22 protein-coding genes, 1 other RNA gene and 1 pseudogene are annotated in these 24,329 nt (G+C 46.3%); 9 read left to right on the top strand and 15 right to left on the bottom strand.

The window, feature by feature from the left end; all coding sequences use genetic code 11:
- Positions 1-13 precede the first annotated feature (13 nt).
- Complete coding sequence (locus tag ICN35_RS05465; RefSeq protein WP_370625664.1) at positions 14-1,372, top strand: lytic transglycosylase domain-containing protein; 1,359 nt, start codon at positions 14-16, stop codon at positions 1,370-1,372.
- On the opposite strand, the gene cysM is transcribed toward ICN35_RS05465, so the two are convergent.
- From cysM to gyrA, 15 genes and pseudogenes are all read right to left on the bottom strand, one after another.
- The gene (cysM, locus tag ICN35_RS05460) at positions 1,317-2,228 is read right to left on the bottom strand and encodes a cysteine synthase CysM (RefSeq protein ID WP_215318539.1); all 912 of its coding nucleotides are present in this window, start codon (positions 2,226-2,228) and stop codon (positions 1,317-1,319) included. The genes ICN35_RS05465 and cysM overlap by 56 nt on opposite strands.
- A 41-nt stretch (positions 2,229-2,269) precedes the next feature.
- Positions 2,270-2,695 carry a helix-hairpin-helix domain-containing protein gene (locus ICN35_RS05455; RefSeq protein ID WP_216124948.1) on the bottom strand — a complete coding sequence of 142 codons (426 nt, stop codon included), beginning with the start codon at positions 2,693-2,695 and terminating at the stop codon, positions 2,270-2,272.
- Between the two features lie 87 nt (positions 2,696-2,782).
- Entirely contained in the window at positions 2,783-3,802 is a 1,020-nt protein-coding gene (gene rfaD / locus ICN35_RS05450; RefSeq protein ID WP_216124946.1) for an ADP-glyceromanno-heptose 6-epimerase, read from the bottom strand.
- Positions 3,799-4,728, bottom strand: coding sequence for a D-glycero-beta-D-manno-heptose-7-phosphate kinase (gene rfaE1, locus ICN35_RS05445; protein ID WP_216860818.1), 930 nt, complete (start codon positions 4,726-4,728; stop codon positions 3,799-3,801). Before rfaE1 ends, rfaD begins: the two co-directional genes overlap by 4 nt.
- 28 nt (positions 4,729-4,756) lie before the next feature.
- Positions 4,757-6,121, bottom strand: coding sequence for a UDP-glucose/GDP-mannose dehydrogenase family protein (locus ICN35_RS05440; protein ID WP_216124944.1), 1,365 nt, complete (start codon positions 6,119-6,121; stop codon positions 4,757-4,759).
- Positions 6,122-6,195: 74 nt separating this feature from the next.
- Entirely contained in the window at positions 6,196-7,407 is a 1,212-nt protein-coding gene (lapB, locus tag ICN35_RS05435) for a lipopolysaccharide assembly protein LapB (RefSeq protein WP_216124943.1), read from the bottom strand.
- Positions 7,408-7,473: 66 nt separating this feature from the next.
- A pseudogene (locus ICN35_RS05430) lies at positions 7,474-7,812 on the bottom strand (integration host factor subunit beta); the annotation flags it as partial.
- 52 nt (positions 7,813-7,864) lie between these two features.
- Entirely contained in the window at positions 7,865-9,538 is a 1,674-nt protein-coding gene (gene rpsA, locus ICN35_RS05425; RefSeq protein ID WP_216124935.1) for a 30S ribosomal protein S1, read from the bottom strand.
- Positions 9,539-9,684: 146 nt separating this feature from the next.
- The gene (gene cmk / locus ICN35_RS05420; RefSeq protein ID WP_216124933.1) at positions 9,685-10,347 is read right to left on the bottom strand and encodes a (d)CMP kinase; all 663 of its coding nucleotides are present in this window, start codon (positions 10,345-10,347) and stop codon (positions 9,685-9,687) included.
- Between the two features lie 15 nt (positions 10,348-10,362).
- The gene (gene aroA, locus ICN35_RS05415) at positions 10,363-11,682 is read right to left on the bottom strand and encodes a 3-phosphoshikimate 1-carboxyvinyltransferase (protein WP_216125400.1); all 1,320 of its coding nucleotides are present in this window, start codon (positions 11,680-11,682) and stop codon (positions 10,363-10,365) included.
- 5 nt (positions 11,683-11,687) lie between these two features.
- The gene (locus ICN35_RS05410) at positions 11,688-12,572 is read right to left on the bottom strand and encodes a prephenate dehydrogenase/arogenate dehydrogenase family protein (RefSeq protein ID WP_216124925.1); all 885 of its coding nucleotides are present in this window, start codon (positions 12,570-12,572) and stop codon (positions 11,688-11,690) included.
- Between the two features lie 28 nt (positions 12,573-12,600).
- Positions 12,601-13,719 carry a histidinol-phosphate transaminase gene (hisC, locus tag ICN35_RS05405; RefSeq protein WP_216124923.1) on the bottom strand — a complete coding sequence of 373 codons (1,119 nt, stop codon included), beginning with the start codon at positions 13,717-13,719 and terminating at the stop codon, positions 12,601-12,603.
- A gap of 49 nt (positions 13,720-13,768) precedes the next feature.
- The gene (gene pheA / locus ICN35_RS05400) at positions 13,769-14,848 is read right to left on the bottom strand and encodes a prephenate dehydratase (protein ID WP_216124919.1); all 1,080 of its coding nucleotides are present in this window, start codon (positions 14,846-14,848) and stop codon (positions 13,769-13,771) included.
- On the bottom strand, positions 14,848-15,945 hold the full coding sequence (gene serC / locus ICN35_RS05395; RefSeq protein WP_216124918.1) for a 3-phosphoserine/phosphohydroxythreonine transaminase: 1,098 nt from the start codon (positions 15,943-15,945) through the stop codon (positions 14,848-14,850). Before serC ends, pheA begins: the two co-directional genes overlap by 1 nt.
- A 26-nt stretch (positions 15,946-15,971) precedes the next feature.
- Complete coding sequence (gene gyrA, locus ICN35_RS05390) at positions 15,972-18,680, bottom strand: DNA gyrase subunit A (RefSeq protein ID WP_216124917.1); 2,709 nt, start codon at positions 18,678-18,680, stop codon at positions 15,972-15,974.
- A 160-nt stretch (positions 18,681-18,840) separates the two neighbouring features.
- Here gyrA and ompA point away from each other — a divergent pair, with 160 nt between their 5' ends.
- From ompA to ICN35_RS05350, 8 genes are all read left to right on the top strand, one after another.
- Positions 18,841-19,422 carry an outer membrane protein OmpA gene (ompA, locus tag ICN35_RS05385; RefSeq protein ID WP_216124916.1) on the top strand — a complete coding sequence of 194 codons (582 nt, stop codon included), beginning with the start codon at positions 18,841-18,843 and terminating at the stop codon, positions 19,420-19,422.
- A gap of 97 nt (positions 19,423-19,519) precedes the next feature.
- Positions 19,520-20,209 (top strand): bifunctional 2-polyprenyl-6-hydroxyphenol methylase/3-demethylubiquinol 3-O-methyltransferase UbiG, encoded by a 690-nt coding sequence (ubiG, locus tag ICN35_RS05380; protein ID WP_215318564.1) that lies wholly within the window; start codon positions 19,520-19,522, stop codon positions 20,207-20,209.
- Complete coding sequence (locus tag ICN35_RS05375) at positions 20,206-20,898, top strand: HAD family hydrolase (RefSeq protein WP_370625663.1); 693 nt, start codon at positions 20,206-20,208, stop codon at positions 20,896-20,898. Before ubiG ends, ICN35_RS05375 begins: the two co-directional genes overlap by 4 nt.
- Positions 20,899-20,962: 64 nt before the next feature.
- Positions 20,963-21,321, top strand: a transfer-messenger RNA (tmRNA) gene (gene ssrA, locus ICN35_RS05370).
- Between the two features lie 197 nt (positions 21,322-21,518).
- Positions 21,519-21,977: a mobile mystery protein A gene (locus tag ICN35_RS05365; protein WP_216124915.1), complete on the top strand. Its 459-nt coding sequence runs from the start codon at positions 21,519-21,521 to the stop codon at positions 21,975-21,977.
- Positions 21,974-22,561, top strand: a complete 588-nt coding sequence (locus tag ICN35_RS05360) for a mobile mystery protein B (protein WP_370625662.1) — start codon at positions 21,974-21,976, stop codon at positions 22,559-22,561. Before ICN35_RS05365 ends, ICN35_RS05360 begins: the two co-directional genes overlap by 4 nt.
- Before the next feature lie 58 nt (positions 22,562-22,619).
- Positions 22,620-23,405: an enoyl-CoA hydratase/isomerase family protein gene (locus tag ICN35_RS05355; RefSeq protein ID WP_370625661.1), complete on the top strand. Its 786-nt coding sequence runs from the start codon at positions 22,620-22,622 to the stop codon at positions 23,403-23,405.
- The gene (locus tag ICN35_RS05350; RefSeq protein ID WP_216124913.1) at positions 23,402-24,328 is read left to right on the top strand and encodes a hydroxymethylglutaryl-CoA lyase; all 927 of its coding nucleotides are present in this window, start codon (positions 23,402-23,404) and stop codon (positions 24,326-24,328) included. The genes ICN35_RS05355 and ICN35_RS05350 overlap by 4 nt, the downstream gene beginning before the upstream one ends.
- Position 24,329 lies beyond the last annotated feature (1 nt).

Raw genomic sequence — 24,329 nt, 5'->3', positions numbered from 1 at the left:
ACTCTAATTAATGGTGCTTAATTCTCAACAATCCTTGCTCTGGCGCATGAACTTACGGGTCTGCCACCTACTGCTCGCACTGTTACTTGGGGCCTGCTCGAGCAGTCCTTCGCAACAAAGTAATACCCAACAACCCATCGTAAACCAAGCCGATGATGCGATCACCGAAGCACGTTACAGCCAAAACCTGAGTACCCTATTAAACCAAGTCTCACAAACCCAAGAAATCCCGCTGCAGACCCTAGAAAACGGCTTTCTTGATGCTAAAACGATTCCCTCTATCCGCAAATTGGTATTACCCCCATCGGGCACTTTTAAGAAAAATTGGCTAGCGTATCGCAAACGCTTTATTGAGCCAGTGCGCCTCAAGGCTGGAAAGGCCTTTTGGGATGAAAACCGCGCCTTTTTAAGTCAGGTAGAGCAAGACTCAGGGGTGCCAGCAGAGATGATTGTCGCCATTATTGGAATTGAGACTATTTATGGGCGTCAGACTGGTAATTTTCGAGTCAAGGATGTGTTGTCAACACTCGCCTTCAGCTATCCCGATACCCCTAATAAGCCTGCCCGCGAGCAGCTTTTTAAGGATCAACTTCAAGAACTGATCCTGCTGTGCTGGACAGAAGCTGGCGGTAAGTTGCCAGCCAAAAATAGTATCCGAGGCGTAAATGTGACTCGCTTTAATACCTGCCTCAATCAAAACAGCTCTTATGCTGGAGCGATTGGCTTGCCACAATTTATGCCCAGCAGTATCCGCAGTTTTGCTGTTGATGGTGACGGCGATGGACGCATTGATCTTAAACAAAGTCCTAAAGATGCGATCGCGAGCGTAGCGAACTTTATGAAGCAACATGGTTGGCAAGCAGGCATGCCGATTTCTTTTCCTGTACAAGAAAACGCAATACCAGTTGCAAAGCAATGGGCTGATGGTGAACCACAACTGAAATACACCGTTGCAGAACTAATTGAGCAGGGCATCCTATTGCCTCAACAAGGCGATCTTCAAAGTGGTGGGGTGGAACCCCAAAGTAAAGCCTTGATTGTGGATCTGCCCTACCCCTACAAAGACGGACTCGATCAAGCACAGTATTTTGTGGGTTTAAATAATTTCTTAACCATTGTTCAGTACAACCGCAGTTATTTCTACGCTCAGAGTGTGGCAGAGTTTGCAGAAGCACTAGGTTATAAGAACCAAAGCGTAGTACCAACTACCTTATCAAATGAAGCACTAGCGAAAGCAGCAGATCAAAAAAGCTCTGCAGATAAATCAAAGGTTAAGAATTCAAAGAAATCTAACGCCAAAAAAAAACTAAACCAAATTAAGCAGGGAATACGCCTGTCGATAAATAGCGATCACCGCGATCGCAAACTATGAAAACGATAGTGGCGTTTTCCACTTGGCGTGCAATGCGCAAAGCTACCACTAGCGCTCCACCTGCCGAGATGCCGCAGAAGATTCCTTCTTCCACTGCCAAGCGTCTTGCCATGTCTTCTGCGTCTGCCTGCGTGACATACTCAATACGATCAACCCGATCGCCCTGGTAAATCTTTGGTAAATACTCTGGCGCCCACTTCCGAATACCGGGAATCTGTGAGCCCTCTTCAGGCTGGGCACCAATAATCTGAATGGCAGGATTCATTGACTTGAGATAAGTCGATACACCAGTGATTGTGCCGGTGGTGCCCATCGCAGAGACAAAGTGAGTGACTTGCCCATCGGTATCGCGCCAAATCTCTGGGCCCGTAGTTTCAATATGGGCTCTGGGATTATCCGAGTTGGCAAATTGATCTAATAATCTACCACGCCCCTCGCGCTGAAGTTGGAGCGCGTAATCTCTTGCAAACTCCATGCCACCAGATGCAGCAGTCAAAATGAGTTCTGCACCGTAGGCCGCCATACTTTGACGTCGTTCAATACTTTGGTTTTCAGGCATTACCAAGACCATCTTGTAACCCAGCATGGCTGCAGTCATTGCTAAGGCTATACCAGTATTGCCACTGGTTGCCTCAATCAAGGTATCACCAGGTTTAATTTCGCCACGCTCTTGTGCGCGCATGATCATCGACAGCGCAGGTCGGTCTTTTACCGACCCGGCTGGATTGTTGCCTTCTAGCTTACCTAAAATGACATTGTTACGATTCTCGTTTTCTAAACCGGGAATACGCTGCAAGCGCACCAATGGGGTGTTGCCAACAGTTTGTGAAATCGTTAGGTAAGAAGGTTTGCTCATGAGCCCATTTTAGCCATAAGCAAGCCTACACTCTGAAGGGCTTAATTTCGGCGATGTGGCGTCGTACGCTCCGGCTGATTGCGGCTACCAGCTTGATGACGCGAATTGCGTCGGCCAGAGGCTCCGCCATCCTTCTTGGTACGACCATTAGGCTCCCGAAAGGAACCAGGGGCTTCAATAGTTAAACCGTTATCCACCATTTTTTCAACGGATTTCATGCCAATGCCGCGGACTCGCTTCTGTAAATCATTAGCATCTTGAAAATGACCGCCATCGGTACGCTCGCTAATAATCGTTCTTGCTTTAGATGGACCAATTCCTTTAATACTTTCTAATTCAGATTGGGTTGCTGTATTGACATTAATGGGTGAAGCGTTAGCAAGCCCTAGGGAAGTCATTGCTAAAACTGCAGAAACCAAGGCAGATCTCATCAAGCCAGCACTTCTTATATGAAAACTTTTCGTCATATATTCTCCGTAGTAAACAAAAAATCCACGGACACAAAGTGCACGTGGATCGCTTATAACGAAGAAAAAAGTATTGGGTTGACTAGCTTACAGTGGGTTGGCTAAGAAACCAGAATTGGCTTCCAACCACTCAATATAACGACTGACACCTTGCTCAACATCTAGGAAGGGTTCTTTGTAGCCAGCAGCGCGCAGTTTTGTTAAATCTGCTTGAGTAAAACACTGATACTTACCTTTGAGCGCATCCGGAAACGGAATGTACTCAATTGCTTTTTCCTTGACCAACTCTTGTAGGCTGGCAGGTTTTGCCTTATCCAGCTTGCGCATTGAATTTGCAACTGCATGTGCCACATCATTAAATGGCTGAGCACGACCACTACCCAAATTGAAGATGCCACTGATTTCTGGATGATCTAAGAAAAATAAATTCACTTTGACGACGTCTTTAACAGAAACAAAGTCACGACTTTGTTCGCCTGGACCATAACCACCGTATTCGCCAAAGAGTTTGACGTGGCCGTTAGCTTTGTATTGGTGGTATTGATGAAAAGCTACTGAAGCCATACGGCCTTTATGCGATTCACGGGGACCGTAGACGTTGAAGTAACGGAAACCAACTACTTGGGCGGTATTAGCATTTTCAGCAAAGCGCTTACGCATCACTTGATCAAACAAGAATTTAGAGTAGCCATAGATATTGAGTGGCTTCTCATGTTCGCGACTCTCAACAAAAATATCGGATCCACCGTAAGTGGCTGCTGAAGAGGCGTAGAGTAGTTGTACTTTTTGCGCTGTACAGATGTCCAACAAATCCATGGTGTAGCGATAGTTATTCGCCATCATAAAAATGCCATCAGTCTCCATAGTGTCCGAGCAAGCACCTTCATGAAAGACTGCCTTTACTTTTCCGAACCGACCACTTCTAAAAGCTTCTAGAAATTCATCTTTATCAAGGTAATCAATAATGTCTAGATCGGCAAGGTTGCGATACTTATCAGCAGGACGCAAATCATCTACAGCGATGATGTTTTTCTCGCCACGGGCATTAAGCGCTTGAACAATATTGGCCCCAATAAAACCAGCAGCGCCAGTTACGATAATAGTCACTGTAATTCCTCTGAAGTAACGGTAGCAGTACCGAGCTTACCAACCACAATACCACCAGCACGGTTGGCTAAGGCCATCGCCTTTTCTAAAGGCCACTTCGCAGCCAAAGCAACCGCTAGAGTTGCAATCACAGTATCTCCAGCACCCGATACATCAAATACTTCACGTGCTTGAGCCTTAACATGACTAACACCTGCTTCGGTATATAAACTCATCCCCTCTTCAGAACGCGTCAAGAGAAGTGCCTGTAAATTAAGTGATCTTCTGAGATCTTGCGCTCTGCGGGTGAGGTCTTCCTCACTCGTCCACTGACCAACCACTTGGCGCAACTCGCTGCGATTCGGAGTTAAGACCGTGGCACCACGATATTTTTCATAATCTTCGCCCTTAGGATCAACCAAGATCACTTTATTTTGCGCTCTAGCTTGCTCAATCATATGCGCTACTTGACCTAAGGCGCCTTTGCCGTAATCAGAGAGGATAACGACGTCAGCAGAGCCAACCAACTTCTCAAAACGCTCTAATTTATGCGCTAAAGCTTTTTCACTCGGCGTTTCTTCAAAATCTAAACGAATTAACTGCTGCTGTCGCGCAATGACACGCAACTTCACAATCGTTGGCGCTTTAGGGTCAATCTCTAATTGACTATCAACGCCACCAGACTTGAGTAAATCAATGACTCGGTGACCTGGCTCGTCTTGACCAACAATACCGAGAATAGTGGTTTGTGCACCTAAAGCAGCGACGTTACGAGCGACGTTTGCAGCACCACCCAAACGTTCATCAATCTTACCCACCTGCACCACTGGGACAGGCGCCTCAGGAGAAATGCGATTCGTATCACCAAACCAATAACGATCTAGCATCACGTCACCGACTACTAGCAGGCGTGCTTTAGAAAACTGTTCGCGATTGACTTTTTCCATTTGAAGACTTGATATTTTTTGATTTAGCTCAATTATGTCGCCCAATGCCATGGTATTCAATACCTAACTCATCCATGGCTTGTGGTTCATAGAGATTACGTCCATCAAATATGATTGGGTGAACTAATTTTTGCAGAACGGCATCAAAATCTGGACTGCGGAATGCCTTCCACTCGGTAACGATCACGAGTGCATCACAACCATCTAAAGCAGCCATTGGATCGGCAACCATTGATACTTTCTTTAGACCCTCTGGATTTCCTTTGAAATCCACCTCTAAGCAATGCTTTGCTTCTGGCATCGCTACTGGGTCATGGGTAACCACAGTTGCACCACGCTTCACCAACTCTTGAATGATCACGCGACTTGGTGCTTCGCGCATGTCATCAGTATTGGGCTTAAATGCAAGGCCCCATAAAGCAAATTTCATCTTAGAAAGATCTTTACCGAAGCGCTTTTCAATCTTCTCAACCAAAACATACTTTTGAATCTCATTGACTGCCTCAACCGCATCCAAAATCTTGAGATCACGTCCGTGCTCTTTGGCAGTCTTAGATAAAGCTGAGACATCTTTTGGGAAACAAGAGCCACCATAACCAGTACCTGGATATAAGAAACCAAAGCCAATGCGTGAGTCAGAACCAATACCTTGACGAACTGCTTCAATATCCGCACCAACCAAATCAGCCAAGTTAGCCAATTCATTCATAAAAGAAATGCGAGTTGCTAGCATCGCATTAGCAGCATACTTTGTTAATTCTGCACTTTTGACGTCCATGTAATAGGTACGCTCATGATGGCGGTTAAAAGGCGCATAGAGTTTACGCATTTGCTCTTTGGCACGCAAACCTGCTGGGGTATTTTCAGTGCCAATCACAATACGATCAGGGCGCATAAAGTCTTCTACGGCGGCACCTTCTTTTAAGAACTCTGGATTCGAAACAACCGAGCAGAGTTCAGCAGACAAACCTCTTTTCTCTAACTCTTCTGTAATCGCTGCCGATACTTTATCTGCCGTACCGACCGGCACCGTAGATTTATCAACAATCACCTTAGCACTGCTCATATGACGACCAATATTGCGCGCAGCAACAACAACATACTGTAGGTCAGCAGACCCGTCCTCATCTGGCGGAGTGCCTACTGCAATAAATTGAACATCTCCATGTGCTACAGAAGCAGCGATATCCGTAGAAAACTGCAGGCGGCCAGCAGCGCGATTGCGCTCAATCATTTCCTTTAAGCCCGGCTCGTAAATGGGTACACCACCAGAATTGAGGATTTCAATCTTCTTCGGATCCAAGTCTAGGCAAAAAATATTATTACCTTGCTCTGCAAGACAAGCGCCGGTAACCAAACCTACGTAACCACTGCCTATGATCGTAACTTTCAAAATAGCTCCAACTTTTCTTATGTTTATTGAACAATCATCATTGAACTATAACTTGATGACGATTCCATTAATCTTTACATGGAAGGACCGCTAGGTGCGACACCTTCAGAACGCCTTGGGGAATAAGCCTCCCAATGATTACAACCAGGACACTGCCAATAAAATCTCCGGGCACGGAAACCACAATTGCCGCAGGTATAGCGCGCCAAACTCGTCGTGCGTTGACGCAAGAGATTGAGGATGGATTGCAACTCAGCAAGTCTTTCTGGTTTGGCACTGCCCTCCTCCAAGGCCAAACGGGTCTCAGCTAGCTTAGATAAAGCACTCAAACTAGGTGAATACTGCATCACTTCAGACAACATCGCATCAGCTGCTTGCGGGCCCCGTATTTTCATGACCTGCTTGTGAACAATATCCAAGAGCTCACCAGAAGCTTGCGTCTTCAGCAATTCACAGAGGCGCTCAAGCCCCTCGTTTTCTTTACCAAGAGCAGCATGTGCCACCATCCAACGATCTGCCAATAAATGCATGTAAGCAGGATGAGATGCAGCAACCAAACTCCACGCTTCAATAGCTTGCGCTAGACGCTCTAAGGCCATTAAGTAATCGCCCTGCAATATCAAAGCACGAGCGTGATTAGGCACAGCTTGTAGAGCGCGCTCAATCGACTGCTTACTATCAGTGAGGTCTTTACGACGCAAGGCGTCTTGCCCCAGTTCGCAATGGAACTGAGCAATCTCAGTTTGATGCGATTTACCTTGCAAGCCCTCAAGCTCAGTAGCGGCGATGATAGCTTTTTTCCAATCACGCTCTACTTGATATATCTCTAAAAGACTTTCCTTGGCAGGGACCGCAAACTTACCATCACCAACACGATTGAGTGATGCCTCAGCACGATCCAGTAAGCCTGCACGCAAGAAGTCGCGCCCCAACTCATAGGCAGCGTGATCACGATCGCGGGGCTTTAAATCATCCCGATTGGCTAAATGTTGATGAACTTTGATGGCTCGCTCAGTTTCACCGCGCCGACGAAATAAATTGCCCAGTGAAAAATGCAATTCCACCGTTTCGGGATCTAATTGCGCAATCTTTACCAATGTTTCAATCGCTTGATCGGGCTGCTCATTCAGCAGGAGACTTAAGCCCTTAAAGGTGGAACGTTGCTGCAGCATGCGCTCACGCTCATCCATGCGATTCTCAAGGCGCAAATCCCAACGCGATGCTAACCAGCCAATGCCAAACATCACAGGCAGAAGCAATAACCAAGATGTCGCTATCTGAATCATGGCGTACAGAATCTAAATAAAAAAATGGTCCGTATGGACCACTGAGGATGAGCCAGAATACTAGGCACCAGAACCCTCTTTGGGGCCCGCCTGTTTTAATGGCTTGTAATCTACTCGCTCACGCAACTCTTTGCCAGGCTTAAAGTGCGGAACGCGTTTTTCTGGAATCAATACCTTCTCGCCAGACTTTGGATTACGACCAGTACGTGCTGGGCGATGATGAAGTACAAAACTTCCCACACCGCGTAACTCAATACGCTTACCCTCAGCCAATGCTTGAGTCATTGTGTCCAACAACGTTTTTACTGCCAACTCCACATCCCTAGGCAGAAGCTGCGGGAACTGTTCCGCAAGGCTCTCCACGAGTTCGGAGCGGGTAATCGCTTGTTGCTCTTGATCTGTCATGATCTATCAATAAAAAACCGCCGCTCTCCTCATGGAAAGCGGCGATATTGATTTAGCCATGATTGTCCATTTTTGCTTTCAACAAAGCACCCAAATTGGTTGTGCCAGACTGCGCATCACCTTGGAGCTTGTTCATTGCATCTTGTTGATCAGAGCTGTCTTTTGCCTTGATTGAAAGATTGATGGCACGTGACTTACGATCAATATTAATGATCATTGCAGTAACGCTATCGCCTTCTTTCAATACATTGCGTGCATCCTCAACACGATCTGTTGAGATCTCAGAAGCGCGCAAATAAGCTTCAACTTCATCAGCTAAGTGAATGGTTGCACCTTTAGCATCCACGGCCTTGACAGTACCAGTGACTAAAGCACCTTTGTCATTCACAGAGGTGTAGTTGTTAAATGGGTCACCAGACAATTGCTTGATACCGAGAGAGATACGCTCTTTCTCAACATCAATTGCCAATACGGTGGCTTCAACTTCATCACCTTTTTTGTATTTCTTAACAGCTTCTTCGCCTGGCTCATTCCATGAGAGGTCTGAGAGGTGAACTAAACCGTCTATACCGCCAGGCAAACCAATGAACACGCCAAAGTCGGTAATAGACTTGATTGCGCCAGAAAGCTTGTCGCCTTTTTGTTGTGAACGTGCAAACTCTTCCCATGGATTTGCTTTGCACTGCTTGATGCCCAAGCTAATACGACGCTTGTCTTCATCGATATCGAGAACCATGACTTCAACTTCGGTACCCAATGCAGTTGCTTTGCTTGGAGCAACGTTCTTGTTGGTCCAATCCATTTCAGAAACGTGTACCAAACCTTCGATACCAGATTCGATTTCTACGAATGCGCCGTAATCAGTCAAGTTAGTAACTTTGCCAAATAAACGGGTATTTGGTGGGTAACGACGCGCGATACCAACCCATGGATCATCACCAAGCTGCTTCACGCCAAGTGAAACACGGTTCTTCTCTTGATCGAACTTCAAGATCTTTGCGGTAACTTCTTGACCAACGGTCAACATCTCGCTTGGGTGACGCACGCGACGCCATGCCAAATCGGTAATGTGCAAGAGGCCATCGATGCCACCGAGGTCAACGAATGCGCCGTAATCCGTAATGTTCTTCACGAGGCCAGTAACTACTGAACCTTCTTTTAAGTTAGACATCAACTTAGCACGCTCTTCACCTTGGCTCGCTTCAACCACCGCACGACGTGATAACACAACGTTGTTACGCTTACGGTCAAGCTTGATAACTTTGAACTCCATGGTCTTGCCCTCGTAAGGGCTAGTGTCTTTAATTGGACGTGTATCAACGAGTGATCCAGGCAAGAATGCGCGGATACCGTTCACCATCACAGTCAAGCCACCCTTAACCTTACCAGTAACAGTACCGGTAACGATCTCAGCTTGCTCAAGCGCTTTTTCCAAGTTCAACCATGATGCAAGACGCTTAGCCTTGTCACGAGAGAGGATAGTGTCGCCATAGCCGTTTTCGAGTGCGTCAATAGCAACAGAAACGAAATCGCCAGGAGCTACTTCAATCTCGCCAGCGTCGTTATGGAATTCTTCAACAGGAATAAACGCTTCAGACTTTAAGCCAGCGTTAACAACGACGAAGTTATGGTCGATGCGAAGAACTTCAGCCGAAATAACTTGGCCGGTCTTCATATTCGAGCGGGTTAATGATTCTTCAAATAATTCTGCAAATGATTCAGACATGTGTATTCACTTTGTGCCGTCAGAAGGCCCGACGGGTTAGGTTAAAAAAGCCTTAAAGAAACACGCTAATGAAATAATCGCGTTGTGGAGTTTCTCAAGACGCCAAAACTACTACTTACTTCTCACTACTTTTACTGCTTACAAAGCTAAGCAATCGCAGATTGATACCAATCTAAAACCATCTTAACTGCTTGATCTATCGATAAATCTGACGTTTCAAGCACTTTTGCACCATCTGCAATTAGCAAGGGTGCTGTACCTCGACTACTATCCCGGGCATCGCGCTCCTGCAAATCCTGCAGTAAGTCTGAGAGTTTAGCAGAAATTCCCTTAGCTATCAATTGCTTATAGCGACGTTCCGCTCTGGCAGCGGCGGTAGCAGTCAAAAAAACCTTCAAAACTGCATCCGGGAATATGACGCTGGCCATATCTCTACCATCCGCCACTAGACCAGGGGCCTGGCGAAAACTGCTCTGCAGACCCACCAAAGCTGATCTGACCTCAGGATGAATAGCCACAGCGGAAGCCCTCAAACCGATACTTTCGGTACGAATGGCGTCCGTCACACCCTCACCATTCAAGAAAATTTGCCCATTTTTAAATGAAATCAATAACTTAGGGACTAAAAGGCCTAATTCAGGGCCATTTTTAACGTCTATCCCCTGTTGTTCACTCGCCAAGGCAACTAGGCGATACAAGGCCCCGCTATCCAAATAATGAAAGCCTAACGTTTCTGCCACCAAAGCAGCAACCGTGCCCTTACCTGAGGCAGTAGGCCCATCGATCGCGATGACTGGGTAATTGCTCATAAAATCAATCTTGAATTAACTGACTACTTTCGCAAATTCAGCGAAGTAAGTAGGAAAAGTTTTGGCTACACAATTAGGGTCATTAATCTTGAGCGCGTTTGGACCAAACGCCGCAAGCGAGAAACACATCGCCATCCGATGGTCATCGTAGGTATCAACACCTTCGGTGGGTGACTTCCAATCATTTGATGATGCTGGCGCCTGAACAACAATGTAGTCAGCGCCTTCTTCAACAATTGCACCAAGCTTTTTTAATTCTTTTGCCATCGCGGCGATGCGATCGGTTTCTTTGACACGCCAACTGGCAATGCTATTTAAACGAGTGGGGCCTGCTGCAAATAATGCAGCTACCGCCAAAGTCATTGCAGCATCTGGAATCTCAGTGCAATCCATCGTGATGCCATTGAGCTTGCCGTTTGCATTTTTAACGCCAGCGACCTCAATCCAATCTTCACCAGCGGTAATATTGGCACCCATCAAAGCCAGCGCATCCGCAAAAGCAACATCCCCTTGAATACTCTCTTTACCCACGCCCAGTACTCGCACAGGTCCGCCACCAATGGCACCAAGGGCCAGGAAGTAAGAAGCAGAGGAAGCATCCCCTTCAACAGATAATTGACCTGGACTTCTATAAACCACATCAGACGTTTTTGCGGGAATGACAAATGATTGTGGATTTGGACAAGCAACAATCACGCCGAAGCGCGCCATGAGTTTTAAGGTGATATCAATATATGGACGGGAGATCAGTTCGCCAACGACTTCAATTCGGACAGGCTGGCTCGCTACCAAAGGTAAAGCCATCAATAATGCTGTCAAGAACTGACTTGAAACATCACCGCGCACCTTAACAACATCTTTAATCTGAATATCCGCCGCCAAGATTTTGATTGGGGGATAGTCTTCTTGTAATTCGTATTCAATCTTCGCGCCCATTTGACGTAAACCATCTACTAAATCTCGAATGGGTCTTTCATGCATCCGTGCAACGCCAGATAAACGATAGTTACCACCTTGCATCGCTAGCGCCGCTGTTAAAGGGCGTATTGCTGTACCAGCATTACCCATAAAGAGGTCGGCATCGCGCACTGGAAATTTGCCACCACAGCCTTCCACCACGCAAACCTTATCAGCCTGATCAGTGACAGACAGGCCAAGCTGACGCAAGGCATTACGCATCACTTGCGTATCGTCCGCATCCAACAAATTCTTGAGCGTAGTTGTGCCGGTAGAAAGCGCTGCTAATAATAAGGCGCGATTTGAAATGCTCTTAGAACCTGGCAACACAATCGAACCTTGTGCTTGCTTAAATGGGCCAATACTAATATCAGGCAAACCACTCATTCAATAGCATCCAAATCTTGACGGGCTTTACTCGCCTTGTTAAATAATTTTTCTAGACCAGCACCATCATTTTCAGAAATCAACTTGCGCATATGATTGACGATCAATAAATACTGATCCAACTCTTTCAAAATAGCAGTGCGATTACCCAAGCAAATATCTCGCCACATCTCTGGGCTAGAAGCTGCAATGCGCGTGAAATCTTTAAAGCCTGCGCCAACATGACCGAGCTTTTGATCAGCATCTTCAGAATTCACTACGCTAGCCATCAAGGCATAAGACAAGAGGTGTGGCAAGTGAGAAACAGCTGCATAAATGGCATCGTGCTGAACAACACCAATCTTTTTCACTTCGGAACCAACGGACTCCCAAAAGCCGGTGATCAACGCAGTATCTTCGGGAGAGTTTTCTTGTAGAGGGCAAATGATGGTTTGCCTGCCTTTGAATAAATCTGCCTTGGCAGCGCTAGCACCATGCTGAGCACCACCTGCAATGGGATGGGCTGGTACAAACTGACACGCCTTTTTTCCTAATACTTCTTTAGCAGCCAGAATCACATCGCCTTTAGTGCTGCCGGCATCGGTAACCATCGTGCGGGGCTCAAGATGAGGCTCCATCAATTCAAACGCTGCGCGCATTTGCGCTACTGGAACACAAAGCACAATCACATCAGACTGCTTGGCTGCTTCAACTAAATCCACCACACTGTCGATCGCACCCATCTTCAGCGCTTGATCTACATTTTCTTTACTGCGACCGACACCTAAGACTCTGGTAACCACACCAGCTTTTTTTAGCGCCAATCCTAATGAAGCACCTATCAAGCCAACACCAACAATGGTGACGGTGCCGTAATTACTTGCAGGATTGATGATAGTCATTAGTATTTTTTAAATTCCGATTTTGCTATCACTTCAGGATCGCTTTTAAGGCATTAATAAATGCCGCATTTTCTTCTGGCAATCCGATGGAGATACGCAGCCATTGTGGCAAACCATAGTTACCTACTGGGCGAACAATGATGCCTCGCTTGAGTAATTCCAAATTGATGCGAGCGCCAGCTTGATCGTCATCACCCACTTTCACCAAGACAAAGTTGCCAGCAGAAGGCAAATACTGAAGACCCAGTTGATCGAATGCTTTAGTCAGTTGTTCGTAACCGGCGCAATTGAGCTCAAAACCTTCTTGCAGAAATGCTTTGTCTTGAAACGCGGCAATCGCTGCAGCCTGCGCCAAACTATTGACATTAAACGGTTGACGAATGCGGTTAAGCAAGTCGGTTAAATGGGGTTGGGCAACGCCATAACCAATCCGCAGGCCTGCAAGGCCATAAGCCTTGGAGAAGCTACGAGACAAAATCATATTGGGGAAACGCTTCACCCAAGTAATAGCATCATACCGCTGCTCAGGTGTTAAGTACTCGTTATAGGCCTCATCCAATACTACGACTACATGTGATGGCACAGCCATCAAGAAGTCTTCAATGTCTTTTGCACTGAGATAACTACCTGTAGGATTATTTGGATTAGCCACAAATACTAGCTTCGCTTTATCACCAGCTGCTTTCACTGCAGCTAACATCGCTGGCAGATCGTGCCCATAAGTAGCAGTTCCCGACACCTCTACCGCCTTGGCACCAACAGCTTGCGTAGCTAGGGGATAAACCGCAAATGCATGTTTAGAGAAGATCACCTCATCACCAGCTTGCGCAACTGCGCGGGCAGCCAACTCTAAAATGTCGTTACTACCATTACCTAGAGTAATCCAATCGCTTGGCACACCCAAGGAGGTAGCAAGAACATTCTTTAACTCAAAGCCATTGGAATCTGGGTAACGACCTAAATCGCTTGCTGCCTTAAGCATTGCATCTTGCGCAGACTTGGGCATACCCAATGGATTTTCATTGGAAGCCAACTTCACAATCTTGTTTTCATCTAAGCCATATTCACGTGCAACCTCGCTGATGGGTCGCCCGCCAACGTAAGGTGCAATGGCATGAATGTGTTTTAGACCAATCTTAGAAGTCATTTGGATTTAATAATGTGTTTACTAAATTTGCGCTGAATCTTTAACTCGATTAAGCAGAATGTGGGTAAGAGCCGAGGTTCTTGTAAAAAGCTGCAACACCCTTGAGCTCATCCAAAGCTTTGATTACCTTTGCATCATCGGCATGGCCAGCGATATCAATATAGAAGTGATATTCCCAAGTGCCCTTGCGTGCCGGGCGAGATTCAAAACGATTCATGGATACACCATGTTTTGCTAAAGGCGCCAATAAGCGATGTACAGCACCCGGTTGATTATCCACAGAGAGCACTAAAGACGTTTGGTCTTTACCAGTTGGCTGACACGCATAGTTACCCACCACTACAAAACGGGTACGGTTATGCGGATCGTCCTGAATTTGTGCAGCAACTGCCTGCAAACCATATGCCTCCTGAGCTGGATCGCCAGCAATTGCAGCCACGCTTGGATCAGCGGCGGCCAAGCGAGCGGCTTCTGCATTGCTGCTCACGGCTTGTCGTTTGAGTTGTGGAGCATGCACACTCAACCATTGCTGGCACTGTGCCAATGCTTGTGCATGAGCACAAACCGTTGTGACGCCATCTAAATTACCACTCTTGGTTAGCAAATGATGACGAATAGGTAATACCACTTCGCCACTAATACGCATCGATGAATCCAATAGTAAATCTAGTGTGCGAGAGATCGCACCTTCGCTCGAGTTCTCGACTGGAACAACGCCAAATTGCGCCGCGCCCTTCTCAACCGCTTTAAAAACTTCATCCAAACTTGCGCAAGGCAAAGCAGCAATCGAATGACCGAAGTAGGTCTGCGCTGCTTGCTCTGAAAAAGTTCCGACTGGTCCAAGGTAAGCAATCGTTTGGCGCGCCTCTAGCGCTCTGCAGGCAGACATCACTTCACGCCAGATGGCAGCAATACCATCTGCAAGTAAAGGACCCTGATTGATCTCCTGCAAGCGAGCAACAACCTGACGCTCACGCTCAGGACGAAAGACTGGAGAGGAGAAGCCGCCTTTTACATGACCAACCTCTTGTGCAGCTTTAGCACGCTGAGTCAGTAAATCTAAAATCTGCGCATCGAGCGAATCAATTTTTTCCCGCAAGGGAGCTAAGCGCTGTTCTTCAGTACTCATTAAGCCCGCCTTTCAAAATCGCGCATAAATTCAATCAAGGCTTTTACACCTTCAATGGGCATTGCGTTGTAAATACTAGCGCGCATACCACCAGCGGCTTTGTGACCTCGCAAAGCAACCAAACCAGCAGCATTAGACTGCGCCAAAAACTCTGCGTTCAGGTTCTCATCTTTTAAGAAGAAAGTCACGTTCATCCGTGAACGGTATTCTTTGGTGACGCGGTTTTCATACAGACTGCTTTGATCTAAGAAGTTGTAGAGCAATTCAGCCTTTTCTTGATTACGCTTCTCAATTACCTTCACGCCACCTTGCTTTAACAACCACTTAAAGCCTAAACCAGCCATGTAAATCGAGAATGTCGGCGGAGTATTAATCATAGATTGGGTATTAGCTTGAATAGCCCAATCCCAGATCGTTGGAGTAATACTCATGCTGTGTCCGATTAAGTCTTTACGGATGATCACGATGGTGACCCCGGAAGGACCGATATTCTTTTGGGCTCCAGCAAACCATACAGCACACCGATTGATATCCATCTCTTTAGAGAGAATGTTGCTAGAAATATCGGCAACGAGAGGAGTGCTACCAACATCCGGCACATCTGAAAACTCAACACCACCAATGGTTTCATTAGCACAGTAAAGAACATAAGCAGCATCATTCGATAGTTTCCAAGTACTTCTTAAAGGAATCGTATTGAACTTTTCTGCAGCAGATGTTGCAGCCAGATTGGCTATGCCGTACTTCTGGGCTTCTTTATAGGATTTTTCTGACCATATGCCAGTAACGATGTAATCCGCCTTTGGACCATTCTTGGCCAGAGGCATGAGGTTCATTGGGATGGCTGCGTTTTGGCCGAGCCCACCACCTTGTAATAACAAGATTTCGTAAGCATCTGGAATATTCATCAAGGTACGCAAATCTCGCAACACCTCTTCATACACTTCCATGAACTCTTTACTGCGATGGCTGATTTCCATCACACTGGTGCCCAGTCCACGCCAATTGAGCATTTCATCAGCCGCTTGCTTTAACACCTCTTCGGGTAAAGTAGCGGGCCCCGCAGCGAAATTGAAAATGCGGCGGTCAAAAGTCATAGTGTTACTAGTCTTGTGATGACGCCTTAAGCGTCACCTGCCGCATCAGAATTGGTGTCAGTTGCTGGATCTGAAGATACATCACCCTCTTCTGCATCATCAACATCATCGTCCGAATCGCTCTCAGCAATGCGTTGCAAACCAGATAAACGAGTACCTTCATCTACATTGATCAAAGTCACGCCTTGCGTAGCGCGACCCATCTCCCGAATTTCAGATACCCGAGTACGAACCAAGACGCCACCAGTGGTGATCAACATAATTTGATCTTCCGGTGATACCAATGCTGCTGCAACAACCTTACCGTTACGTTCGGTTGTCTGAATTGCAATCATGCCCTTGGTACCGCGACCATGACGAGTGTATTCAGCGATTGGAGTCCGCTTGCCATAACCATTCTCAGTAGCAGTTAAGACGCTACTTGGAATCGCCATGTCATTCGTATCAACAACTACCGCTTCAGTACCCTCAGCAGCTTCTGCTGGGGCAACCAGCATAGCAATAACCTGATGGTCTTCACCTAAGTTCATGCCACGCACACCACGTGCAGTACGACCCATTGGACGCACATCATTCTCATCAAAGCGTACCGCCTTGCCAGCGTCAGAGAACAACATCACATCATGCTGACCATCAGTAATCGCTGCGCCAACCAAGAAGTCGTTCTCATTGAGATCGACCGCAATAATGCCGGCCTTACGTGGATTAGAGAAGTCAGACAAACGGGTCTTCTTCACGGTACCCAAGCTCGTTGCCATGAAGACGTATTGATCATCTTGATAGCCTTTGATTGGAAGAATCACGGTGATCTTTTCACCTTCAATCAACGGGAACATGTTGACGATGGGCTTGCCACGAGAGGTGCGGCTTCCTTGCGGAACTTCCCACACCTTCAGCCAGTACATACGACCACGATCCGAGAAGCACAGAATCGTATCGTGTGTATTCGCTACGAATAAAGTATCAATCCAATCTTCATCTTTAGTAGCTGCAGCTTGCTTGCCACGACCGCCACGTTTTTGTGCGCGATATTCGCTGAGAGGCTGACTCTTCATGTAACCAGTATGCGAAAGCGTGACCACCATATCTTGTGGAGTAATTAAATCTTCTGTGAAGAGTTCGGTTGCGTTCATTTCAATAAATGAACGACGACCACTATCACCGCCAGCTTTACCAAACTCTGCTTGGACTTCTTTTAATTCAGTCTCAATTACAGAAGTAACGCGCTCTGGTTTGGCCAACAAATCGAGCAAGTCAGAAATCTCTGCCATGACTTCTTTGTATTCATTCACAATCTTGTCTTGCTCAAGACCAGTCAAGCGTTGCAAACGCATCTGCAAAATTTCTTGCGCTTGGCTATCTGACAAGCGATACAAGCCAGTCGTTTGCATACCGTACTCGGGCAACAAACCTTCTGGGCGATAAGCGTTACGACCGCCCGGTGTATCCGTCTCAGCGCGCGCTAACATCTCACGCACCATCGATGAATCCCAAGCCTTACCCATCAACTCTTGCTTCGCAATCACAGGATTTGCAGCAGCTTTAATAATCGCGATGAATTCGTCGATATTTGCTAATGCAACAGCAAGACCTTCTAAGACGTGGCCACGCTCGCGTGCTTTGCGCAACTCGAAAATAGTGCGACGTGTCACCACTTCGCGACGATGTTGTAAGAAGTACTCCAGCATTTGCTTCAAGTTCAACAAGCGTGGTTGGTTATCTACCAATGCCACCATGTTCATACCGAAGTTATCTTGCAGTTGTGTGCTCTTGTACAAATTATTGAGAACGACTTCAGGCACTTCACCGCGCTTGAGTTCAATCACAACACGCATACCGGATTTATCCGACTCGTCACGCAAATCAGAAATACCTTCTACTTTTTTCTCATTCACCAACTCAGCAATACGCTCGAGTAAGTTCTTTTTATTCACCTGATATGGCAACTCATCAACGATGATGGCTTGGCGGGCACCTTTATCTAGGTCTTCGAAGTGAGTCTTTGCTCTCATCACTACACGTCCACGGCCGGTGCGATAACCCTCACGGACGCCTTGAACCCCGTAAATGATGCCGGCGGTCGGAAAATCAGGAGCTGGAATGATCTCAATCAGCTCATCAATTGAGCATTCAGGGTTGTGGAGAACGTGTAAACAGGCTGAAATCACCTCATCCAGGTTGTGAGGGGGGATATTGGTCGCCATGCCTACCGCAATGCCTGAACTGCCGTTAATCAATAAATTAGGCACTTTTGCGGGAAGAATCAGGGGTTCTTTCTCGCTACCATCGTAATTTGGCCCAAAATCGACGGTTTCCTTGTCCAAATCTGCCAAAAGCTCATGGGCTATCTTGCGCAGACGGATCTCCGTATACCGCATTGCAGCAGCGTTATCGCCATCTACGGAGCCAAAGTTACCCTGGCCGTCAACCAGCATATAGCGCAGAGAGAAATCCTGGGCCATCCGAACAATCGTGTCATACACCGCAGAATCACCGTGCGGATGGTATTTACCGATGACATCGCCAACTATACGGGCAGATTTTTTGTAAGCCCGGTTCCAATCGTTGTTTAATTCATACATTGCGAATAAGACCCGGCGGTGAACCGGTTTGAGGCCATCACGCACGTCTGGCAGGGCTCTGCCGACAATGACGCTCATTGCGTAGTCCAAATAGGACCGCCGCATTTCGTCTTCTAGGGATATTGGTAGTGTTTCTTTAGCGGCTTGTTCCATCTAGAAATAATATCATTTTGATGACAGAGGGGCGCTATGCTAAGATTCTGTCAGTTTGTACGAAATTGAGATGTGTCGCTTTGCGGTTTTTTGCTTCAAAGTAGGGCGAATTACATTTAAGTTTGACTTTAATTAAAAAAGAGATTTTTGAGGACTAAAAATGAACAAAACCCTAAAACTGGTACTTGCTGGCGTAATTTCTATTGCTGCTACTGCTACTTCTGCTCAAAAGGTTGACAACTGGGTCAACTCAACTGGTACATCTTGGAAAAACGGCAACGACACATTGTGCTGGCGTGACAGCAGCTGGACTCCAGCTACTGCTGCTAAGGGTTGCGACGGTGCTTTGACTGCTGCTCCTGCTGCTGCCGCTTCTGGCGTAAGCCAAAGCAAGATTACTTTGCAAGCTGACACACTGTATGACTTCAACAAGTCTGATTTGAAGCCAGAAGGCAAAGCAACTTTGGACAAGATCGCTAGAGATTTGGGCAAGATCAAGTTAGAAGTAATTATCGCTGTTGGTAACACTGATAGCGTTGGTTCAGATGCATACAACATGGCCCTCGGTCAGCGTCGTGCGCAATCCGTTAAAGCATACTTGGTAAGCAAGGGTGTTGACGGTAGCCGTATCTACACAGAATCAAAAGGTAAGAGCAATCCAGTTGCAAGCAATGCAACTGAAGAAGGTCGCGCCAAGAACCGCCGTACTGACATCGAAGTTGTTGGTACAGCTGCTAAGTAATTCTTTTTACTTGTAAAAAAGCCCGCTTCTAGCGGGCTTTTTTATTTCCACTATATTCATAAACTTCACAAACAGTCTCACACTGAATGAACCCAATATGAACGTCGATCAATCTGAAATCGCTAAATTTAGCGCCCTAGCCCATCGTTGGTGGGATCCCAATAGCGAATTCAAACCCTTGCACGCAATCAATCCATTACGCCTCAATTGGATTCAATCCATCGTCAATCTTGAGGGCAAGAAGGTAGTCGATATTGGTTGTGGTGGTGGCATTCTGGCGGAATCAATAGCACAATCAGGCGCCGATACTACTGGTATCGATTTATCTGAAAAGGCATTAAAGGTTGCAGAGCTACACGCATTAGAAGTGGGCGCTAAGCTCACCTATCGCTCTATCTCAGCAGAAGCCTTGGCTGAAGAACATCCCGAACAATACGATGTTGTTACTTGCATGGAAATGCTCGAACACGTTCCAGACCCAGCTTCCGTAGTACGTGCTTGTGCCAAGCTCTGTAAACCTGGTGGCACATTATTTTTCAGCACCCTCAATCGCAATCCGAAGTCCTACTTATTTGCCATTATTGGCGCAGAGTACATCCTCAAACTACTGCCTAAAGGTACTCACGAATACGCTAAATTTATTAAGCCATCTGAGTTGGTCGCTTTTACACGACAGGCAGGCTTGGAGATGCTTGGCATGAAGGGTATGACTTACAACCCGCTCACACAAGTCTATAGCTTGAATGATGATGTAGATGTGAACTACATGATTGCAGTGCGAAAGTGATTCAGAGCGTGAATCATTTGTCGAGTCCTTACGAGGGAGTCTTCTTTGACCTAGACGGCACTCTGGCAGATACTGCGCCCGACTTGGTGGCTGCAGTGAATCAACTCGTCCTAGCACGCAAGGCATCGCCAAAACCATATGAACTGCTTCGCCCTTATGCCTCTGCTGGTGCCCGCGGGCTAATTGAAGGTGCATTCGGAATGAGACCCGATCACCCCGATTACCTCTCTTTGCGAGATGAATTTTTAAGTAATTACCAAAATGCGTTGATGGTGAATAGCACTTTATTTGATGGGATAAGTCAGGTGCTAGATCAACTCGAAGCCGCCAGCATTCCTTGGGGAATTGTTACCAACAAACATGAACGATTTACTAAGCCCATTACTGAACAAATGGGTCTACATCAAAGGGCCATATCGACAGTCTCGGGTGACACTACAGCGCATGCAAAACCCCATCCTGAGCCGATATTGCATGCCGCAAGGATCGCCAGCATTGACCCTGCAAAATCTATTTACATTGGCGACGATATTCGGGATGTGATTGCAGGCAAAGCAGCGGGCATGCAAACTGTTGCGGCTGCCTATGGCTATTGTGGCTGCAAAGAGCCTCCTGAGGCCTGGGGCGCAGATTTCATTATCAATTCCCCACTCGAACTAATAAAAATCATCTTCCCCAATCAGGGTTAAGTCAAAGATATTTAACAATTTAAGGCCAGCGGCTTTAAAATAGACCTTCCTATGCATGAACTCTGGGGTCGACATGGTTTCGACGTGGATTACAAAGCATCAAGGGCATACCGAGGACCCGTTATCTCGTAAATCAATGGGAATGTAATAACTGCTAACGACGAACGTTACGCACTAGCCGCTTAATTGCGGTTGCCCCTGAACTGATTCTCTCTTGGGTCAGGTAGCGCAAGCTACATCAGGGTCATATACAAGAGATAAGACTATTTTGTGTCACGAAGAATAGTACGAAAACCTAGTGAATCGTCAGCGAGGAACGTGTCAATCCGTGCCTAACTGATTAAATCAAACGATATGACTAAGTATGTAGAACTTGTTGTGGAGGATTTGCGGACGCGGGTTCGATTCCCGCCGACTCCACCATTTTGAAGTATGTAACAGTCTAACGCCACCTACTAGGGTGGCGTTTTTCTTTGCAGTCAAGGCAGGTTTATAAGTCTATTGTGGTAAAAAACCTTTGTTCTTATAGAAATTTGGTACCTATAGGTATTAAATTAGTTTTATTATTGATACCTATAGGTTACAATTATGATTATTAATTAATACCCATAGGTATCAATATGAATAAGAAATTCGCTAACCTACAGCTCCATCAAATGGAATCTACCCTTACTAAGTTAAGGGAAACTCACCTTCCAAACCGCCCAGGTAATGGGTGGGCTAAAGCCATTCGAGAATCCTTAGGCATGTCAGCATCTGCATTGGCTCGTAAGCTGGGTGTTACACCCCATAGCATCGCCAAGCTAGAAAAAGCTGAGATAGATGAAAAAATCACCTTGGCTAGTCTTAGAAAACTGGCTGACGCTTTAGATTGTGAATTGCAATATACCCTGGTGCCACGCAAGTCATTAGAGGAAATCCTAGAAGATCGTGCCATTTCGGTTGCGCGGGAGCGCTTGCGCCCCATTTCTCACTCAATGAGTCTTGAAGATCAGGCGGTGGACAAGTCTGCCAGTGAAAAGCAACTCCAACTACTGGCAAATGAGATTCTGGATGGTCCCAGAAGGAATCTGTGGTGATTCGTTTTGAATATCCGCTAGGGGCTACTCCGATTGATCCAGATGAAGCCCTTGGTCTCATTCCAAAACACATTAGTACGCAAGCTGATTTAAATGCTTGGGAAGAATTGAATATTGTCGAAGGCGCAAATTGGATCGCGCGTCAAAAGATTATTAAAGGCTTGAATGAAGGGCTCGTACGTGAGCTACATCGCCGTATGTTTAACCAAACATGGCTCTGGGCTGGCACATTCAGAAAGAGCGCTAAGAATATCGGTATTGACTGGACCCAGATTGCTGTTGCCCTTAAGAATCTCTTAGATAACACTAGCTATCAGATTACAAATAAGGTGATGTCCATTGATGAAATCGCAGTACGCTTTCATCATCAACTTGTGCTAATCCATGCGTTTCCGAACGGTAATGGTCGACATGCTCGCCTGATAGCAGACGCACTCATTGTCAATCTTGGTGGCAAGAGATTTTCTTGGGGTAGTAATACTGCAATCGCCAACCTAGATGTTGTCCGCCAAAACTACTTATCAGCACTGCGCACTGCAGATAAGGGCGATATCACGCCGTTAATGTATTTTGCTAGACAATAAAACGAAATTCCTGGGTTTCCAGTAAATTAAAGAAAAATCAAGATACTGGAGACTGAAGTTGGCCAACAATCAATTGCCTACCTACCAATACCTCACCGTTGAGGGTGCGGACTTGGTGCGAGTTACTTTAAACCGACCTGAAGTACGCAATGCTTTTAACGCGGGTTTGATTGGCGAGTTGCATGATGTCTTTACAAAGTTAGGGGCTGATGATCACTGTCGAGTGATTGTGCTTCAAGCTATGGGTAAAAGTTTTTGTGCGGGTGCTGATCTCAATTGGATGAAGAACATGGCCAACTTCACCAATGAAGAAAATATTGCTGACTCTAGAAAGATGGCGCTGATGCTCAATGCCATTTATTCCTGCCCAAAACCAGTAATTGCCAAAGTACAAGGCGATGCCTATGCTGGTGGCGTCGGATTAGCTGCAGTATGCGACATCGTAGTTGCCTCCTCACAAGTTCGCTTCTGCATATCGGAAGCTAAATTAGGTTTGTTACCAGCAACAATCGCCCCTTATGTCATTAGAGCGCTAGGTGAACAAGCATCACGTAGATATTTTGTTACTGCAGAAGTCTTTACTGCTGCTCATGCAAAGGATCTAGGTTTTGTCCATGAGCTAGTTGACCCAGAAGCACTTGACAGTAAAGTCAATGAGATCTGCCAAAGCATCATCAGTAATGGTCAAATGGCGGTGATGGCGTGCAAAAAAATTGTGCAGGATATTTCACATCAAGCCATTACAAATCCTTTAATTGAGGAGACCGTAAAACGGATCGCCAATATTCGCACTAGTGATGAAGCGCAAGCTCGCATGAAAGCCTTTCTCGAGAAAAGCAAATGAAGTCATCACCAAATCTTCCTAAAAAGGTCAAGATCGTTGAAGTAGGCCCTAGAGATGGCTTGCAAAATGAAAAAGAGTTTGTGCCCATTGAGATCAAAGTTGAGCTCATCAATCAACTCTCCAATGCAGGCTTCCCCAATATCGAAGCAGCCTCCTTTGTATCGCCTAAGTGGATTCCACAAATGGCAGGCAGCGCTGAAGTGATGGCTACGATTGCCAGGAAATCAGGCATCATCTATTCGGCCCTCACCCCCAATATGAAAGGATATGAGGACGCATTAGCAGCAAAAACAGGTGAGATCGTCATCTTTTCTGCTGCCTCCGAAGCCTTTGCTCAAAAAAATATCAATTGCAGTATCGCTGAATCGGTTGAGCGTTTTATTCCTGTAGTCCATGCCGCCAAACGTGATCATATTCGGGTTCGCGGCAGCATCTCATGTTCATTTGCTTGCCCCTATCAAGGTTTAGTAGAGCCTAGGCAAGTTGCTGAGGTAGTTAAAAGAATGATGGATTTAGGTTGCGATGAAATCGATATTGCAGATACGATTGGAGTGGGCACTCCCGGACAGGTTGCTGCAGTATTTGAAGAAATACTGGCATTTGCTCCTAAAGAATTATTCTCTGGGCACTTTCATGACACCTATGGGCAATCGCTTGCCAATATTTATGCTGCCATGGAAATGGGTATCAGTATTTTTCACTCCTCTATTGCTGGATTAGGTGGCTGCCCTTATGCCAAAGGTGCAACTGGCAATGTCGCTACCGAAGATGTCTTATATATGCTCAAAGGGTTGAGCATTGAAACAGGTATAGACTTTGATGCTGCTGTAAACATTGGCGAATACATCACTAAAAAAATTGGTAGGCCCAACGCTTCTCGTGCTGGACGCGCCATTACTGCTAAAAAATCAACCGGAGATTAAT

The organism is Polynucleobacter sp. es-GGE-1 (assembly GCF_018882005.1).
In the GTDB taxonomy this organism is placed as follows: Bacteria; Pseudomonadota; Gammaproteobacteria; order Burkholderiales; family Burkholderiaceae; genus Polynucleobacter.
Note: the sequence above shows the minus strand (reverse complement) of the source record. Positions and strands in the feature narration are given on the sequence as shown.

Excerpts from the sequence above, each read along its gene's own strand:
- cysM (WP_215318539.1), bottom strand. The coding sequence starts at position 2,228 with ATGAGCAAACCTTCTTACCTAACGATTTCACAAACTGTTGGCAACACC.
- ICN35_RS05455 (WP_216124948.1), bottom strand. The coding sequence starts at position 2,695 with ATGACGAAAAGTTTTCATATAAGAAGTGCTGGCTTGATGAGATCTGCC.
- rfaE1 (WP_216860818.1), bottom strand. The coding sequence starts at position 4,728 with ATGGAAAAAGTCAATCGCGAACAGTTTTCTAAAGCACGCCTGCTAGTA.
- lapB (WP_216124943.1), bottom strand. The coding sequence starts at position 7,407 with ATGATTCAGATAGCGACATCTTGGTTATTGCTTCTGCCTGTGATGTTT.
- rpsA (WP_216124935.1), bottom strand. The coding sequence starts at position 9,538 with ATGTCTGAATCATTTGCAGAATTATTTGAAGAATCATTAACCCGCTCG.
- cmk (WP_216124933.1), bottom strand. The coding sequence starts at position 10,347 with ATGAGCAATTACCCAGTCATCGCGATCGATGGGCCTACTGCCTCAGGT.
- ICN35_RS05410 (WP_216124925.1), bottom strand. The coding sequence starts at position 12,572 with ATGACTATCATCAATCCTGCAAGTAATTACGGCACCGTCACCATTGTT.
- hisC (WP_216124923.1), bottom strand. The coding sequence starts at position 13,719 with ATGACTTCTAAGATTGGTCTAAAACACATTCATGCCATTGCACCTTAC.
- pheA (WP_216124919.1), bottom strand. The coding sequence starts at position 14,848 with ATGAGTACTGAAGAACAGCGCTTAGCTCCCTTGCGGGAAAAAATTGAT.
- serC (WP_216124918.1), bottom strand. The coding sequence starts at position 15,945 with ATGACTTTTGACCGCCGCATTTTCAATTTCGCTGCGGGGCCCGCTACT.
- gyrA (WP_216124917.1), bottom strand. The coding sequence starts at position 18,680 with ATGGAACAAGCCGCTAAAGAAACACTACCAATATCCCTAGAAGACGAA.
- ompA (WP_216124916.1), top strand. The coding sequence starts at position 18,841 with ATGAACAAAACCCTAAAACTGGTACTTGCTGGCGTAATTTCTATTGCT.
- ubiG (WP_215318564.1), top strand. The coding sequence starts at position 19,520 with ATGAACGTCGATCAATCTGAAATCGCTAAATTTAGCGCCCTAGCCCAT.
- ICN35_RS05365 (WP_216124915.1), top strand. The coding sequence starts at position 21,519 with ATGAATAAGAAATTCGCTAACCTACAGCTCCATCAAATGGAATCTACC.
- ICN35_RS05350 (WP_216124913.1), top strand. The coding sequence starts at position 23,402 with ATGAAGTCATCACCAAATCTTCCTAAAAAGGTCAAGATCGTTGAAGTA.